This is a genomic window from Nannocystis pusilla (assembly GCF_020073745.1).
Lineage (GTDB): Bacteria > Myxococcota_A > Polyangia > Nannocystales > Nannocystaceae > Nannocystis > Nannocystis radixulma.
Window position 1 is genome coordinate 1,467,509 of record NZ_JAIRAU010000001.1, and the last position, 13,170, is coordinate 1,480,678.

The window sequence follows — 13,170 nt, forward strand, 5'->3', positions numbered from 1 at the left end:
GCAGGCGTTGCAAGCGCAGGACGCGGGGCGGGGCTGTGGCGATCGCCTGGAGCGCGGGCGCGCCGCTTTTGATGGGACCTTGAGGGCGCGTGTGCCACGATTTAGGGTGATGAGCGTGGCGCACGACAGACGCGCGCACGAAGGGGCGATCCACACCGCGCGCTGGAACGACCCGGCGCACCGCGGCGACGGCACGCGGATCCTCGTCTGTCGCTACCGCCCGCGCGGGGTCCGGCACGAGGACGAGACCTGGGACGAGTGGATCAAGGACGTGAGCCCGAGCCCGGAGCTGCTGCACGCGTTCCGCGGCAAGGGCCAGGTCGCCATCGGGGTGCCGATGTTCCGCCGCCGCTACCGCACCGAGATGCAGGCGGAGCCCGCCCGCTCGCAGGTGCGCGCGCTGGCCGAACGGGTGGCCGCGGGAGAGACGATCACGCTGCTGTGCTCGTCGTCGTGCGTCGACGAGCAGCGCTGTCATCGCACGATGCTGCGCGAGCTGCTGCTCGAACAGACAGGCGGGTGAAGCGCCGGCGTCGAGGTTCTCCGAGGGACAGGCCGTAAGATGTCCTGAAGGTCATGTAGTTCTCGTGGAGAACATGTCCTGGAGGACATCCGCGCAGAAGGCTCAGACCCCCTGCCACACCGGCAGGTAGCCGCGGCGGCGGATCATCTCGGCGACGGCGTGCGGCGGGCGCTCGTCGGCGATGTGGAATTGCTCGCCGGGCTGGGCGCGGGCGGGGCTCCAGGCCTCCTGTTCGAAGTCGCTGTAGCCGCCGGGCTCGGTGCTGGCGCCGGCGCTCATGGTCGTGACGCCGAGCGACACCATGCGATCGCGCAGGGCGGCCGACTCGCGGGTCGAGACGATGATGTCGGCCTCGGGCAGGAACAGGCGCAGGGCGCAGATGAGCCCCAGGAACTCGGCGTCGCCGGGGACGTGGCGCGGGTCGGGCTGGAACTCCCCGGCGGCGGGGCGCAGGCGCGGCACGCTGATCGCAAGCTGAACGTCGGGGCAGGTGCGGCGCAGGTGGTCGGCGTGGGCGGCCAGCGACAGCGCCTCGAAGCGGAAGTCGTGCAGGCCGTAGAGCGCGCCGATCCCGAGCCGGCGGAAGCCGGCGGCGAGGCCCCGCTCCGCGGCGTCCATGCGCCAGCGGTAGCGCTTCTTCGGGCCCGCGGTGTGGACGGCGCGGTAGGTCGGCTCGTGGTAGGTCTCCTGGTACACCACCAGGCCCGCGCAGCCGGCCGCGACCATCGGCACGTAGGCCGGGGTCTCGAGCGGGCCGATCTCGATCGAGACGTCGGCCATGATCGGCAGCACGGCGCGGATCACCGCCTCGACGTAGCCGTTGGACACGAATTTGGGGTGCTCGCCGGCGACGATCAGCAGGCTGCCGATGCCGCGCGCGCGCAGCAGGCTGGCCTCGCGCGCCGCGTGCTCGACCGAGATGGTGATCCGCGGGATCTGGTTGGTGCGGGAGAAGCCGCAGTAGGTGCACACGTTGACGCACTCGTTCGACAGATAGAGCGGGGCGAACAGGCGGATCGCGCGGCCGAACCGGCGCTGGGCGAGCTCGCCGGAGCGCTCGGCGAGGGCCGGCAGCTGCAGGGCCGCGGCCGGGGACAGCAGGGCGGCGACGTCTTCGAGGCTCGTGGCGTGGCCGCGGCGGAGGATCGGGGCGAGCTGCGCGTCGGTGGTGGCGAGCGAGCGCTGGACCAGCTCGGCGATCGGTAATTGGGGATAAACGGTGGAGAAGGTCGACATGGCGGGGTTCTGCGACGATAGCAACCGGGCGAGGGAGCGGCCACTCGCCGGGCGTCGTCGTCGCGAGCGGGTCAGGATATGTCTCGAGGGACATGCATGGGCGGAGGCGCGGTCGGGACATGTCCCGAGGGACATTTGTGCAGAGAACGCCTGGACATCGGGTCAGCGACGCGCGGGCGGTGGTCCGTCGCAGGTCCGAGCGCGCGGTACGCTCGGGAGGCGCCGGGCGACCCGCAGGTCCGACGGGCCCGGGGCGCGGCGCCGCGTCGCCGCGACGCAGCAGGCCCGGGGCCGCAGCGGCGCGCGCGCTGGCCGGAATCGTGGCAGCAGGGCGCGATGACCCAGACTCCCTCGCCCTCTCCGGCACAGACCTTGATGCACCTCCTCAGCGGCAAGTTCGTCGCCCGCAGCCTCGGCCTCGTCGCCGAGCTCGGGATCGCCGACCTGCTGCGCGACGGCCCGCGCGCGATCGAGGCGCTCGCGCGCGACACCGGCTCGCACCCGCGAGCGCTCTACCGGGTGATGCGCGCGCTGGCCGGGATCGGGGTGTTCGCCGAAGCGGCCGGGCAGACGTTCGCGTTGACGCCGCTGTCGCAGGCGCTGCGCAGCGACGCGCCCGGGTCGATGCGCGGCATGGCCCGCTGGCTCGGCGCCGAGCCGGAGGCGTGGCGGGCGTGGGGCGACCTCGGGCACAGCGTGCGCACCGGGCAGCCGGCCAGCGCCGAGGTGTTCGCGTACTTCGCGGCAAATCCGACGGCCGGGGCGATCTTCGACGCGGCGATGGCCTCGGGCACGCACGTGACGGCGGAGGCGGTGGCGGCCGCGTACGACTTCGCGTCGGCGGGTCGCGTGGTCGACGTCGGCGGCGGGCAGGGCACGTTGCTGCTGGCGATCCGCGCGGCGCACCCGACGATCAAGGCGACGCTGTTCGACGTGCCGCACGTGATCGCCCGCGCGAGGGCGGCGCTGACGAGCCAGTCGAGCTGGCTCGAGCTGGCGACCGGCAGCTTCTTCGAGCGCGTGCCGCCCGGCGACACCTGCCTGCTCAAGCACGTGGTCCACGACTGGAGCGACGAGCTGGCGGGGGTGATCTTGCGCCGCTGCCGCCAGGCCCTGCGCCCGGGCGGGCGGGTGCTGGTGATCGAGCGCCCGATCGGCCCCGACGATCGGGCGGTCCACTGGATGGACCTCGAGATGCTGGTGATGACGTCCGGCGGCCAGGAGCGCACCGTCGGCGAATTCGCGGCCCTGTTCGCGCGCGCCGGGCTGACGCTGGTGCGCACGATCGAGACGCGATCGCCGGTGGTGATCCTCGAGGCGGCGGCGGCGTGAGCGAGGAGCGACGATATGCCCGATTAGACATGTCCTGAGGGATGTGTCCTCGGGGCTCGATCAGGGCGCCGAGCCTCGATCGGTGTCGCCAGCGGGACGCCGCAGCCCTGGGCCGCCGACGAGGCTGACCGCAAGGATATGCCGGAAAGGGCATGTTCAAAAGGGCATGTCTTGGAAGACATGCCCAATGAGGCAGGTGGCCGTCAGCGGCGGGCCTCGGCGACCTGGCGGCCGCCGGGGAGCTGGAGCTGGGCGGCGAGCTGGAGGGCCGGCGGGTACTCGGGGCCGAACGCGAGGGCGCGGGCGCTGCTGCGGCGGGCCGCGTCGACGTCGCCGAGGCGCAGCTCGATCTCCCCGCGCGTGGTCCAGAGGTGCGGGTCGTCGCGGTCGTAGCGGAGCGCGAGGTCGATCTGCTGCAGCGCCCGCGCGAGGTCGGGCGGCTCGGCCTCGAGGGCCACCCTCGCCTGGATGTAGGCCCCGTAGGCGCGGTGGTCGACGGGCGTGCTGCTGACGAGGGTCTTGTCGATGTAGTGCAGGGTCCGCGAGCTCGGGCCGCCCTGCGCGCACGCGCCGACGAGCGCGAGGGCGAGGACGGCGCGGCGGGGCTGCATGCCGAGAGCTTGACACATTTCGCGCCGATGCGGGTTCACGCCGGCGCGCAGGAGTCCGTGCGCAGCCGCAGGGGGCGATGCGCACGGCGCGTTCGTCGGCGGGGCTGCCAGGGGGGTCCTGGTGGCCTCGTGGGCACAATTTGCAGGCTCGCCGGTCGGGCCTCGGCCACGCGCGCCAGGCGTCGGCCGCGGAGGCGAGGCACGACGCGCGCTCGTCCGCGTGCTCGGCCCGCGCGCGAGGATCGGACAGGTGGGCGACGGAGCGGGCGCTCGTGCAGCGACTCGCGCGCTGGCGGTCATCGAACGGGTGGGCGGCGGAGCAGGGCGCGAGCAGGCGCTCGTGCAGCGACTCGCGCGCTGGCGGTCATCGAACGGGCATGCCTGTCCTTGGAGGCAGGTCACTCCGGCGGGCTGAAGCGGCCGGCGGACGGGACCTGTCTGTGAAGACAGGTCCTGCCGGCGGGTCACAGCGGGATGTTGCCGTGCTTGCGCCGCGGGTTCTCCTGGCGCTTGTTCTGCAGCAGGGCGAAGGCGCGGGACACGTGGCGGCGGGTGTCCTCGGGGCGGATCACCTGGTCGATGAAGCCGAGCTCGGCGGCCTTGTAGGGGTTGGCGAACAGGTCGCGGTAGTTGTTCAGCAGCTCGGTGCGCTGGGCGGCCGGGTTCTTGGCCTCGACGAGCTCGCGGCGGTAGATGATGTTGACGGCCCCCTCGGCGCCCATGACGGCGATCTCGGCGGTGGGGTAGGCGAGGTTGACGTCGGCGCGGATGTGCTTGCTGGCCATGACGTCGTAGGCGCCGCCGTAGGCCTTGCGGGTGACGAGGGTGACCTTGGGGACGGTGGCCTCGACGAACGCGTAGAGCAGCTTGGCGCCGTGGCGGATGATGCCGCCGAACTCCTGGTCGGTGCCGGGGAGGAAGCCGGGGACGTCGACGAGGGTCCACAGCGGGATGTTGAAGGCGTCGCACATGCGGACGAACCGGGCGGCCTTGATCGAGGCGTTGATGTCGAGGCAGCCGGCGAGCACGAGCGGCTGATTGGCGACGACGCCGACGCTGCGGCCGTCGATCCGGCAGAAGCCGATCACCATGTTGCGGGCGAAGTGCTCCTGCACCTCGAGGAAGGCGCCGTCGTCGGCGACGGCGCGGATGATGGTGCGGATGTCGTAGGGCCGCGAGGCGTCGACGGGGACGAATTCGGCGAGCTCGGGCGTGGTGCGGTTGGGGTCGTCGGTGGTCGGGCGGCGCGGCGGGTCCTCCATGTTGTTGGAGGGCAGGTAGCCGAGCAGCTCGCGCGTCATGGCGGCGGCGGCGGCCTCGCTGGGGCAGGCGAAGTGGGCCACGCCGCTCTTCTCGTTGTGGGTGGCGGCGCCGCCGAGCGCCTCCTTCGTGACCTCTTCGTGGGTGACGGTCTTGATGACGTCGGGCCCGGTGATGAACATGTACGAGCTCTGCTCGACCATGAGGACGAGGTCGGTGAGCGCGGGCGAGTAGACGGCCCCGCCTGCGCACGGGCCGAGGATCAGCGACAGCTGCGGCACCACGCCCGAGGCGAGGACGTTGCGCTTGAAGATCTCGGCGTAGCCGGCGAGGCTGGCCACGCCCTCCTGGATCCGCGCGCCGCCGCTGTCGTTGAGGCCGATGACCGGCGCGCCGACGGTGGTCGCCATGTCCATGACCTTGCAGATCTTCATGGCGTGGGCCCAACCGAGGCTGCCGCCGAACACGGGCGCCTGCTGGGCGAACACGAACACGGGGCGGCCCTCGACGGTGCCGTGGCCGGTGACGACGCCGTCGCCGTAGACCTTCTTGCCCGGCATGTCGAAGTCGGGGCACTGATGGGTGACGAAGCGGTCGAGCTCGACGAAGCTGCCCGGGTCGAGCAGCAGCTCGATGCGCTCGTGGGCGGTCTGGCGGCCGCTCTTGTGCAAGCGCTCGACGGCCCCGGCGGCGTTCTTCTCGGCCACCGCGAGGTCCTTCTCGCCGCCGCCGACCAGCGCGGGACCGGCGTAGCTGTCGGCGAGTCGCTCGCGGTGTTCGAGGGCTGCGCGCGGATCGGGGGTGCTCGGCCGCTTGGGTGCGTCGGACATGGCGGGGCGGAAAATAGCAGGAATTGCGGGGAGCTCGCGCGCCGATGTAGGGCCGGGCGCACGTGACGACGCCGACGCCGCGGGCCGTGGTGCGCGGGGAGAGGCCGGGCCACGAGGCGCCGCAGCGTCGCGGAGGGGCCTGCGGAGAGAGATCCCCGGGAGGCCCGCGGGGCTGCTCTCGGCGGCAGCGAGCCGCGTCGCGTGGGTCGAGACGCGAGGTCGCAGTCGCGGGACGTGCGCTGTCACCCGTCGCCGACTTCGATCTGCAGACAACGCGTCGATGAAGCCGTGCTCATGCTTCGCGGCTGCTGGTTCATGGGACATGTCGATGAGGGCATGTTCCGAGAGCGCCGCGCGCAGGACCGTCGAGGCCGGCGCGTCCGGTGCGGGAAAGCCGCGGGCCGGCGGGGGCGGTGTGGCGCCGAGAATGTCGTACGATCGGGCCATGCGAGAAGAGCGCAAGAACATCCCGATGATGTCCGTGTTGTGGCTGGCCGCCTGCCTCACTGTCCCGGCGTGCGGCGGCGGCGGCGAGGCGGCCCCTAGTGCGGGCACGCCGGCGAGTCCGAAGACGGAGTACCGCTGCAGCATCGACGTGGCCAGGGCGGGCGGCGAGTTCACCGGGAAGGGCAGCGGCGAGGATCCGGCGAAGGCCGACGAGGCGGCGTGGACGGACGTGTGCGCCAAGCTGCCGGAGGCCGAGCGCCCGACCTGCCGCGACGAGACGAAGTGGACTGTGACGAAGTCGTCGATGTCGGCCGGCGGCGGCGGGTCGACGACGCACTCGACGACGCTGACGCTGGTGGCCATCGCGCCGACGTTCGCCGGCGAGGCGACGACGGAGGTCAGCAGCGACGAGGCGTGCAAGGCGGCGCTGGCCGACGCGTGCAGCAAGGCCGGCGCGCCGGGCGACTGCCTGGCGGCCGGCTACGAGAAGAAGGGCGAGGCGCGCACCAAGAAGACGGTGATGCAGAAGTGACGAGAAGCAGGGCGAGGCGCACCACGAAGACGGTGATGCAGAAGTGACGCGGGGAGCTACCGGCGCGCTCAGCCGATCGTGCCCTTGGTCGAGGGCACGCCGACGTGGGGGTCGGGCGCGCAGGCCTGCCTCAGGGCGCGCGCGAGGCCCTTGAAGCTGGCCTCGACGAGGTGATGGGCGTTGCCCCCCTCGCGCTGGTGGATGTGGAGGTTCAAGCGCGCCTGGACGGCGAAGGCCTGGTAGAACTCGCGCACGAGGTCGCAGTCGAAGGCGCCGATCCGCTTGCCCGCCACGCCGGGCAGGTCGTAGACGAGGTAGGGCCGGCCGCCGAGGTCGAGGGCGACGTCGACCAGGGCCTCGTCCATGCACAGCGAGAAGTGGCCGTAGCGGAAGATGCCGAGGCGCGGGCCGAGGGCCCGGTCGAACGCGCTGCCGAGCACGAGGCCGACGTCCTCGACGGTGTGGTGGTCGTCGATGTGCGTGTCGCCGCGGGCGCGGACCTCGAGCTGCATGGCGCCGTGACGCGCGAGCGCCTCGAGCATGTGCGACAGGAACGGCACCGGCGTGTCGATGTGATGGCGCGCGGGCGCGTCGCACGGCAGCGTCAGATCGACGGTGATCTGGGTCTCGCGGGTGACTCGCTCGACGCGGGCGGTGCGTACAGGGTTCACGGGGCCTCGCTTGGTTCGCGGAGACTATATCCGGGTCTCGGGGACGAACACGATGTCACCTGGCCGCAAGACCAGGTCCTCGGCGCGGCCGTCGACGATCGCCGTCAGCGAGATCTCGAAGGTCACGGTCTCCTCGCCGCGACCGGTGCGGCGGGTCAGCTTGACCCGGGCGGGCGCGGCGAACGGCGTCAGGCCGCCGGCGAGCGACACGGCCTGCACGAGCGTGAGGCCGTCGCGCCAGCCGAGCGAGCCGGCCTCGTTGACCTGCCCGAGGATGCTGACCTCGCGGTTGCCCCGCTCCTTGATCTGGACGACGACGTGCGGATGGTTGAGGTAGCCGTCGGCGAGCTTGGCCTCGATCTGGCGCGCGACCTCGTCCTTGGTGAGGCCGGTGACCGGGACGCCGCCGACCATCGGGAAGTCGATCGTGCCGTCCTCCGCGACCGCGTAGGTGCCGTTGAAGCGGTCCTCGTCGAACACGCGGATGTCGAGCTCGTCGCCCGGGCGCAGGCCGGCGTGCGGGGCGAGCACCGGCGCGTCGACGCGGACCGGGCCGCGGTTGCAAGCTGTCCCGAGAGACAGCAAGACGCCGAGGCCGGGGGCGAGCAGGGAGAGCGCGCTGCGTGGACGTGCGGGCATGAGCAGTCGCGGCCGACGGCTAGAATCTCACGGCGCCGAGGACCATGGCAACATGCTTGGCGAAGCCGCCGTAGTCGGTGAGGCCGCCCTGGTAGTGGGCGACGAAGTCGGTGCGGTCGACGATCATGTCGTAGCGCGCGCCGACGACGAAGAAGCGGCCGAACGGCTGTTCCACCCTGGCGCTGACGGCGATCAGGGTGTCGGAGCGGACGAACCCGGGCGCGTTCTCGTACGACTGGATCCGGGTCTCGCGGCCGGGGATCGGGATGCCGGCGTAGCGGCGGCCGATGACCGAGAAGCCGAGCTCGGCGTACATGCGCCAGCGGAAGGTGTGGAAGCCGCCGAGCCGGCCGGCGATGTCGTGGAAGTAGTTGCCGAACAGCGAGTCGCTGAACTGACGGTCGATCTGGGCGAAGAACTGGGTGCGCAGGGTCGGGTAGAAGGCCGCCCGCACGCCGCCGATGAAGCCGCGGAAGTTGGGGCCGTTCTCGTCGTCGTAGTAGAGGCCGGCGCCGTAGCCGGCCATGGCGTCGAGGGTCCAGCGGCGGGCGATCTGGCCGCGGAAGCCGAGGTACACGCGGTGGGCGTTGTTGTCCTCGTTGCAGTCCGGGTCGATGTTGGCGTTGCAGCTGAAGTAGTACGAGTGCGCGAACGAGTAGTTGACGAGGATCGCCGAGCGCGGGGCGATGCGCCACTTGACCTCGGCGGCGGCGCCGTGGATGTAGCGGTCGCCGCTGTACACGTCGGGCGCCTCGAAGTAGAGCACCTCGTTGAGGTAGTTGGCGCCGATGCTGAAGCGGCCGCCGCCGGGCCGGTAGATGAAGCCGAGCGAGAGGCGGTGGTCGATGCGGTTGTAGTTGTAGCCGACGCCGGCGTCGTAGTTGCGCGGGTCGCCGAAGCGCGAGAAGAACTCGGTGATGTTGAAGCTGAAGCGCCGGCCGGGGGCGACCACCAGGTGCGCGTTGAGGTCGACGCTGAAGCGAGGGAGCCGCCGGATCTCCTCGGCGCGCGCCATGAAGGCCCGGTAGCCCGCGGTCAGCCGGATGTTGTAGTCGATCTTGCGGTCCTGCTGCGCCTCGGCCTCGCTCTGCAGCACGCCGTCGCGGACCTCGCGGTTGCCGATGCCGAGCCACGCGACGGGCATGACGAGGGCGGCGGGGCGCAGGCCGCCGACGTCACCCTTGCGGTTCCAGAACACGTTGTTGTCGGCGCCGACCATCAGCGCGAACCCGGAGTGGAGGGTCGAGCGCTGGCCGAGCTTGACGCCCGCGCCGTCTTCCGTGCGCGGCACGCTGCCGACGAGGTTGCCGGTGGCGTTGGAGCCGGCCGCACGCGCCTCCGGGATCGCGAGGGCGACGCAGATCGTCCACACCGCGACGAGGCCGCGGAGCGCCCACCTGGGGGCTGGCTGGTTAAGGCGACGCAAGGGAGGCTGAGGGCTACAGCCTAGCGAATCTCAGCCCAGAGGCGAGAATTGTGGGCGCCAAGTCCGAACCTCGAGCGCCGTGTGGCTTGTCCTCCGCGTCGAAACCGCGGGAGGAGACAGACCGAGGCGCGGGTGGCCAGTGGCCCTGGAGACGGCGCAGCACGGGCGCTGTCAGATCACGGGGCTTGCCACGGGCGGCCGAGGGTCGATGCGCGGCGGCAATCGCTGCACGCCCGGGGCGCTCGACGTCGGGTCGGTGGGGATGACCGTCTTCGGCTGATCGGCGGTGTTCCGGGCGTCGGTGCGCTTCTCGTCGTCGCCGCCGGAACAGGCTCTGGCCTGGCCGACGAGGCCGGAGATGCGGTCGGCGGCCTCGCTCAACTTCTCGCCGGCGAACGCGCGGCTCTGCCCATCGGCCGATGGATCTTGCAGGACCAAGATCTCGCCGGTAGCGACCTCTAGCACGATTTCGGCGCGGTCACGCTTGTCCTGGACGCAGGCGGTCCGGGCCATGTCGCCGCTCTGGCGGGCGCGCGTCAGCAGGGTGCCGAGTTCGGTCATGCCGCGTTCGATGGTGCCGCGCGCGCTGCCGACTCCGGCCGCGCTGATCGGCGACGACGGCGCGTCGGTCGGCGCGGCATTTGGAGCGGCGCTGTCCGTAGATCCGGCGGTGGTTCCAGTGGCAGATCCCGGGGTGGATAGAGCGGCTGGTGTCTCGGCCGATACGGCGACGCCCGCGTCGGTCGGCGCGGGCGCGGGGCTCGAGCTGGCCGAAGGGGCAGCTCCTACCGGGCTCGCCGCGAGCAACGTGGCGGACCCCCAGACAAGGACGACGCGCTGCGAATACGTGCTCATGACCCTCCAGAAAATACCACGGAGAAGGTCACGTCCGAAGCCTGTTCGGCCCCCGGCGTGGTGGGGAAGCGCCACCCCTTGATCTTGGCGACAGTGCACGTCTGTACACCGGGGTCCTGGAGGGAGTCGTCGTTGATCCGGACCTCGGTGACGGTGCCCATGACACTGATGGTGATCGTGTAGGAGATCTTGCCAGCCAGGCCAGGATTGGTCTGCAACGCCTTGTTATAACAAGCCTGGAGCGCGCCCGTGCGCTGGCGGATCGTGGCTTGCACGGCCTTCTTGTCGGCGTCGCCGTAGACATCGGCGCCGGAGCTCTTCACGGAGGAGTTGATCTTCCGCTCCTTCTTCTCGAGCTCGGCGAGTTCGGGCCCCTGGGCCTCGAACCCCTTGGTGCCGACGATCGCCCCCTGCGCGCTGATGCCCTCGCCGCCGGGGACGTAGGGGCTGACGACGGTGCCGTCGGGCAGGACGGTGGCGGTCATGCCGGCCGCGAACAGCTCGCCGAGGTTGTTCTCGGTGCTCTGGATGACGTCGAACACGGTGCCCGGACCGTCGCCGCCGTAGGTGCCGAGGACCCGCGCGATGCCGACGCCGCGCGCCTTGTCCATCGACTCCTTGGAGTAGGTCTTCTGGGTGATGACCGGCTTGTCGATCACCTTGTCTTCCTTCTTCGGCTTCAGCTGCTCGTCTTCCTTGGCGAGCACCTCTTCGTCGTTCTTCTCCTCCTCGGGCTCCTCTTTCTTCGGCTTGACACGCTCGAGGTTCATCACCCGCAGGAAGCGTTCGTCGATCTCGGGCTCGATCGTGTAGTCGATGTGCTTGCTCGAGGCCCACATGAAGTAAGGGCCGAACAACATGAACGCCGCGAACAGCGTCGCCATGTCGGAGCGCGTCCACATGTTCGACGGCCGCGCCTTGAACTCGGCGGGGAACGGCGGCTTCGGCGGGACGGGCTGCGGCGCGGCGAACTGGAACAGCAGCGTGGTTTCGCCGACGTCGAGCTTGCCCCGCGTGCTCGGGTCGAGCGCCACCCGCAGGCTCCGCGCCCGCGGGTCCTCGCGCAGCCGCTTGCGCCACAGCTGGCCGATGTTGACGGCCCGCCCGCGCATGACGAGCTGACCGCCGACGCGCTGCGGCAGGTCGAGGACGTAGCGGCCGTCCTGCACGACGAAGAGGACGTGTCGCTGCGGGACCGCGGCGCCGAAGCACAGCAGCTGGTTGCCGACGTCGGTGCCGGCGGTGACCGATTCGGCGGCGCTCTGATGCAGCTCGTCGCAGACCAGGCCGTCGACGATCGAGGCGATCCGCAAAACCTTGGACCGGGCAGCCACGCGTGAGAAGTCTAGCGGATGTAGTTGATTTGTGGCGCCTGCGCCAATTTTCCCGGACCCGCCTCGATCGGACCTGGGGACAAAGGGCTCGAACTTCGGCGCGGCCGTCGACGCTCGCCACGACCGAGCTGCGCCGACGGAAACGCCGACGCACGGCCACTGCATCAGTCGTGGCGCCGCGACGTCCCGCCGCGCAGTCACGGGCGAGAGGACGGACCAAAACAACAAGGGCCAGCCGCTCCCGCAGGAGTTGCTGGCCCTCGTCCGTGCTCGCGCGCGATCAGCTCTTCCTGATCACGCAGAACGAGTACTCGGCGAACTCGGCGCGGCCCGTCGTGTACATGACGTCGACGAGGACGCTGAACTTGAGGTCCTGGTCGCCGACCAGGATCACTCGCGCGTTCCACGGCTTGTTGGTCCGCTCGGCCAGCTGCTTGGCCTTGTCGACCTCTTCGGCCAGCTGGTCGTACAGCGGCCCGATCAGGTGGTTCTGCACCTGGGACGGGTCGATGTCGCCGTCGGGCGTCATCGTCACGATCTTCTTGTTGTCGAACGTGATGCCGCGGGTGGTGACGAAGATCGGGACACCGTCCTGGACCGGCGCGTCGGCCGAGGACATCGGGATCTTCTGGCCCGCGGTCGGGTTGATGACGATCGGGTCGGACGCGTAGCTCTTCAGCAGATAGACCACGAGAATGGACACGATGTCCATCAGCGAGGTCATGCCGAGCTCGCCCTTCTCTTCGGGCTTGGCGCGGCGAGCCGCGGCCTTCTCCTTCTTTTTGGCGAGGAACGCCTCTTGCTCGGGAGACATCAGCCCGCACCCCCTTCCACGATGGGCTGCCAGAAGTAGCAGTCGTCAGGGAGCTGCTCGCCCTTGAGCGCCTTGGCGATCTTGCAAGTACGGCCCGCCAGCGCGTCCATCGTCATGATGATCGACTGCATCGGGATGTTGGCCTCGGCGCTGATCGTGACCACGGCCTCGTTCGGGAACAGCTGCTTGTAGCCCTTCGCCTTGGCCTCGAGCTGCGCGTAGTCGTAGCGCTCGTAGTCGTTGAGCGGCGCACCTTGCTTCGCGAGTCCGATCGTCGGGGCCTTCGAGTCTTGCGACTTGCCGGCCTCGGCTCCCTCCTGCTGGCCATCCGCGCTGACGCGGAAGCCGTCCTCCATGACGAAGACCTTGAGGTTGAGCGGCTTCTCGTCCTTCTTCTGCTCTTCGTCCTTCTGCTGCGCCGCGGCGGCGAACTTCGGCGGCGAGACGTTGATCGACGCCATCGAGGCGAACTCCATCGCCATCAGCAGTGCCGGGATGAGCAAGAACATGATGTTCATGACCGGCAAGAGGTTGGCCTGGATATCCTCTTCTTCCATCTTCTTACGGGGCATCGCTCACCTCCTTTCTTTCGTTCGGGTGGATTGTCGGCGTGCGGCCGGCTCGTGGGTCGCCTCAAAGGCCGTGGCCTCCGGTACTAGC

The 13,170-nt window shown here is 70.5% G+C and carries 13 protein-coding genes; 3 read left to right on the forward strand and 10 right to left on the reverse strand.

Annotated features, from left to right (window positions below; all coding sequences use genetic code 11):
• The first annotated feature begins 115 nt into the window (after positions 1-115).
• Positions 116-523, forward strand: coding sequence for a DUF488 domain-containing protein (locus tag K7C98_RS05810; RefSeq protein WP_224190530.1), 408 nt, complete (start codon positions 116-118; stop codon positions 521-523).
• Positions 524-625: 102 nt separating this feature from the next.
• Here K7C98_RS05810 and thiH read toward each other — a convergent pair whose 3' ends face one another.
• Entirely contained in the window at positions 626-1,759 is a 1,134-nt protein-coding gene (thiH, locus tag K7C98_RS05815) for a 2-iminoacetate synthase ThiH (RefSeq protein ID WP_224190531.1), read from the reverse strand.
• A gap of 336 nt (positions 1,760-2,095) precedes the next feature.
• On the opposite strand from thiH, the gene K7C98_RS05820 reads away from it, so the two are divergent.
• Complete coding sequence (locus K7C98_RS05820; RefSeq protein WP_224190532.1) at positions 2,096-3,091, forward strand: acetylserotonin O-methyltransferase; 996 nt, start codon at positions 2,096-2,098, stop codon at positions 3,089-3,091.
• Between the two features lie 203 nt (positions 3,092-3,294).
• On the opposite strand, the gene K7C98_RS05825 is transcribed toward K7C98_RS05820, so the two are convergent.
• Both K7C98_RS05825 and K7C98_RS05830 read right to left on the reverse strand, forming a co-directional pair.
• Positions 3,295-3,702, reverse strand: coding sequence for a hypothetical protein (locus K7C98_RS05825; protein ID WP_224190533.1), 408 nt, complete (start codon positions 3,700-3,702; stop codon positions 3,295-3,297).
• A gap of 464 nt (positions 3,703-4,166) precedes the next feature.
• The gene (locus K7C98_RS05830; RefSeq protein ID WP_224190534.1) at positions 4,167-5,792 is read right to left on the reverse strand and encodes an acyl-CoA carboxylase subunit beta; all 1,626 of its coding nucleotides are present in this window, start codon (positions 5,790-5,792) and stop codon (positions 4,167-4,169) included.
• A gap of 445 nt (positions 5,793-6,237) precedes the next feature.
• Between K7C98_RS05830 and K7C98_RS05835 the strand changes: the two genes are divergently transcribed.
• Positions 6,238-6,771: a hypothetical protein gene (locus tag K7C98_RS05835; protein WP_224190535.1), complete on the forward strand. Its 534-nt coding sequence runs from the start codon at positions 6,238-6,240 to the stop codon at positions 6,769-6,771.
• Between the two features lie 68 nt (positions 6,772-6,839).
• Here K7C98_RS05835 and hisB read toward each other — a convergent pair whose 3' ends face one another.
• The 7 genes from hisB to K7C98_RS05870 all read right to left on the reverse strand — a co-directional run bounded on the left by hisB (position 6,840) and on the right by K7C98_RS05870 (position 13,082).
• Positions 6,840-7,442 (reverse strand): imidazoleglycerol-phosphate dehydratase HisB, encoded by a 603-nt coding sequence (hisB, locus tag K7C98_RS05840; protein WP_224190536.1) that lies wholly within the window; start codon positions 7,440-7,442, stop codon positions 6,840-6,842.
• Positions 7,443-7,466: 24 nt separating this feature from the next.
• On the reverse strand, positions 7,467-8,081 hold the full coding sequence (locus K7C98_RS05845; protein WP_224190537.1) for a polysaccharide biosynthesis/export family protein: 615 nt from the start codon (positions 8,079-8,081) through the stop codon (positions 7,467-7,469).
• A 19-nt stretch (positions 8,082-8,100) separates the two neighbouring features.
• Positions 8,101-9,507 (reverse strand): hypothetical protein, encoded by a 1,407-nt coding sequence (locus tag K7C98_RS05850; RefSeq protein ID WP_224190538.1) that lies wholly within the window; start codon positions 9,505-9,507, stop codon positions 8,101-8,103.
• Between the two features lie 171 nt (positions 9,508-9,678).
• Positions 9,679-10,314 carry a hypothetical protein gene (locus K7C98_RS05855; protein WP_224190539.1) on the reverse strand — a complete coding sequence of 212 codons (636 nt, stop codon included), beginning with the start codon at positions 10,312-10,314 and terminating at the stop codon, positions 9,679-9,681.
• Positions 10,315-10,358: 44 nt separating this feature from the next.
• Positions 10,359-11,696, reverse strand: coding sequence for an AgmX/PglI C-terminal domain-containing protein (locus tag K7C98_RS44635; protein WP_224190540.1), 1,338 nt, complete (start codon positions 11,694-11,696; stop codon positions 10,359-10,361).
• A gap of 280 nt (positions 11,697-11,976) precedes the next feature.
• On the reverse strand, positions 11,977-12,510 hold the full coding sequence (locus tag K7C98_RS05865) for a biopolymer transporter ExbD (RefSeq protein ID WP_224190541.1): 534 nt from the start codon (positions 12,508-12,510) through the stop codon (positions 11,977-11,979).
• Positions 12,510-13,082, reverse strand: coding sequence for an ExbD/TolR family protein (locus tag K7C98_RS05870; RefSeq protein WP_224190542.1), 573 nt, complete (start codon positions 13,080-13,082; stop codon positions 12,510-12,512). The genes K7C98_RS05865 and K7C98_RS05870 overlap by 1 nt, the downstream gene beginning before the upstream one ends.
• Between the last annotated feature and the right edge of the window lie 88 nt (positions 13,083-13,170).

Bases quoted from the DNA above. Each gene is read 5' to 3' on its own strand.
- thiH (WP_224190531.1), bottom strand. From the start codon at position 1,759: ATGTCGACCTTCTCCACCGTTTATCCCCAATTACCGATCGCCGAGCTG.
- K7C98_RS05870 (WP_224190542.1), bottom strand. From the start codon at position 13,082: ATGCCCCGTAAGAAGATGGAAGAAGAGGATATCCAGGCCAACCTCTTG.
- K7C98_RS05825 (WP_224190533.1), bottom strand. From the start codon at position 3,702: ATGCAGCCCCGCCGCGCCGTCCTCGCCCTCGCGCTCGTCGGCGCGTGC.
- K7C98_RS05845 (WP_224190537.1), bottom strand. From the start codon at position 8,081: ATGCCCGCACGTCCACGCAGCGCGCTCTCCCTGCTCGCCCCCGGCCTC.
- K7C98_RS05865 (WP_224190541.1), bottom strand. From the start codon at position 12,510: ATGTCTCCCGAGCAAGAGGCGTTCCTCGCCAAAAAGAAGGAGAAGGCC.
- K7C98_RS05820 (WP_224190532.1), top strand. From the start codon at position 2,096: ATGACCCAGACTCCCTCGCCCTCTCCGGCACAGACCTTGATGCACCTC.
- K7C98_RS05830 (WP_224190534.1), bottom strand. From the start codon at position 5,792: ATGTCCGACGCACCCAAGCGGCCGAGCACCCCCGATCCGCGCGCAGCC.
- K7C98_RS05835 (WP_224190535.1), top strand. From the start codon at position 6,238: ATGCGAGAAGAGCGCAAGAACATCCCGATGATGTCCGTGTTGTGGCTG.